This is a genomic window from Methylibium sp. T29-B (assembly GCF_000576225.1).
Lineage (GTDB): Bacteria > Pseudomonadota > Gammaproteobacteria > Burkholderiales > Burkholderiaceae_C > Methylibium > Methylibium petroleiphilum.
In genome coordinates this window covers 1-1,853 of the sequence record NZ_AZSN01000318.1, presented here as the reverse complement: position 1 = coordinate 1,853, position 1,853 = coordinate 1, and the positions used below count along the sequence as shown (strand labels likewise).

The following is a 1,853-nucleotide window of genomic DNA, read 5'->3' as shown; positions in this document are numbered from 1 at the left end:
CGACGGCGAGCGGCTGCGCGCCATGGCCGGCGAGCGCATGGGCGCCGGCGGCTTCCGCGAGATCAGCGGCGTGTGCACGCATCCCGACGACCGCGGCCACGGCCTCGCCCACCGCCTGATGGCACGGCTGCTGCGGCAGCAGCTCGCGCGCGGCGAGCAGCCCTTCCTGCACGTGATGCACGACAACCGCGCCGCCAGCCGCGTCTACGAGCGCCTGGGCTTCCGGCTCCGCCGCGAGGTGGTGGTGCGGGTGCTGGCGCGCGTCGGCGCCTGAGCCAGGCCGCGCGCAACCGCTGCCGATGCCCGCCCACCCTCCCCGCTCCGCAAAGGCCCCCGCGTGCGACTGCCCCTGCTTCCCTTCCCTGGCGCCCGGGCCCTGGTCACCGCCTGCGCCGTGCTGGCGGCCGCGGCACCGCTGCCCGCCGCGGCGCAGTCGATGGCGCTCGACCCGCAGGCCATGGCGCGCTTCGACCTCGCTATGCCAAGTGCGAGACCCGCCTGCCCGCGATGCGCGGCCACCGCGACGACGCCTACCTCAGCCTGCGCCGGCTGCAGCTCGACGACTCACGGCGCCGCCAGCTCGCCGCGGCGCGCCGCAGCGCCGCCTACCAGGGCGAACTGCGGCGCGTGAAGACCGCCGAGGCGCAGGGCGTGGCACCGGCGGCCTCGAGCCCGATCGAGCACCAGTGCCAGGCGCTGTGGGCCGAGACGCAGCGCGTGATGCACCAACCGCGCCGCTGACCGACACCGTCACCGAAAGGACCGACGCATGACAGGAAACCCCCTGACCCTGAGCGGACGGCGTGCGCTGATCACCCAGGCCGATGCCTTCATGGGGCCGGCGCTGTGCGAGGTGTTCGCCGCGCATGGCGCAGACGTGATCGCCGACACCTCGCCGCTGGCCGATGCCGATGCGCCGGCGCGGGTGGTGGCCGCGGCCGGCGTGGTGGACCTGTTGGTGCTCAACCTGGCGATCCCGGCACCGCGCACCAGCGCGGTGGCGTCGTCCGATGCCGAGTGGGCGGCGGTGTTCGGCGCGCTGGTCGACCCGCTGCCGCGGCTGCTGCGCGCGGTGCTGCCGCAGATGATCGCGCGGCGCGCAGGCCGCGTGGTGCTGATGGGGAGCGCCGCGGCGCTGCGCGGCATGAAGAACAGCTCGACCTACAGCGCCGCGCGCGGCGCGCAGCTGGCCTATGTGCAGGCGGTCGGCGTCGAGGTGGCGCCGCACGGCGTGCGGGTGAACGCGATCGCGCAGAACTTCGTCGACAACCCGACCTACTTCCCGCCCGAGGTGCAGGCCGACCCGCGCTTCCAGGAACGCCTGAAGCGCGAGGTGCCGCTGGGCCGGCTGGTCGGCGCGCGCGAGGACGCCGAGTTCGCCGCCTACCTGTGCAGCGAGCCGGCCGACTGCTTCGTGGGCCAGGTGTTCCCGGTGTGCGGAGGCTGGGTGCCGCGATGAGGCTGACCGACCTGGGCCCGCTGCCGCTGACGCTGATCGCGTCGCTGCTGCTCGCCGTGGTGCTGCTGGCGGTACGTGTGTTCGTGATGCAGCGCGTGCAGCAGCGGCGCCAGCGCGAGAACCGGCAGGAAACCGAGCGGCTGAAGTCGCTGATGGCGGCCTACCGATCGCTGGCCGGCTCGTTCTCGCCGGCGGCCGACGAGCACGGTCCGCAAATCGAGGAGACGCTGGCCGATCTGGTGCTGTTCGGCTCGCTGGCGCAGGTGGAGCTGGCGGCGCAGTGCGCGCTGCGGCTGCGGCGCGGCGAGCCGGTGGACTGGCAGCCGCTGATCGAGGCGCTGCGCTCGGACGTGCGCGCCCAGCTCGGGCTGGACCCGATCCCGGCCGGCCTGCT

At 74.7% G+C, this 1,853-nt stretch carries 4 protein-coding genes; all 4 read left to right on the top strand.

Annotated features, from left to right (window positions below; all coding sequences use genetic code 11):
- Positions 1-274 (top strand): GNAT family N-acetyltransferase (locus tag Y694_RS21560; protein ID WP_036236559.1); only part of this gene is annotated, 274 nt, incomplete at its 5' end.
- 233 nt (positions 275-507) lie between these two features.
- A complete protein-coding gene (locus Y694_RS22900; protein WP_051495972.1) occupies positions 508-741 on the top strand; it encodes a hypothetical protein in 234 nt (77 codons plus the stop codon).
- A gap of 28 nt (positions 742-769) precedes the next feature.
- Positions 770-1,459, top strand: a complete 690-nt coding sequence (locus tag Y694_RS21550) for an SDR family oxidoreductase (RefSeq protein WP_036236554.1) — start codon at positions 770-772, stop codon at positions 1,457-1,459.
- On the top strand, positions 1,456-1,853 hold a 398-nt coding region (locus Y694_RS21545), incomplete at its 3' end, for a hypothetical protein (protein ID WP_036236551.1). The genes Y694_RS21550 and Y694_RS21545, both read left to right, overlap by 4 nt.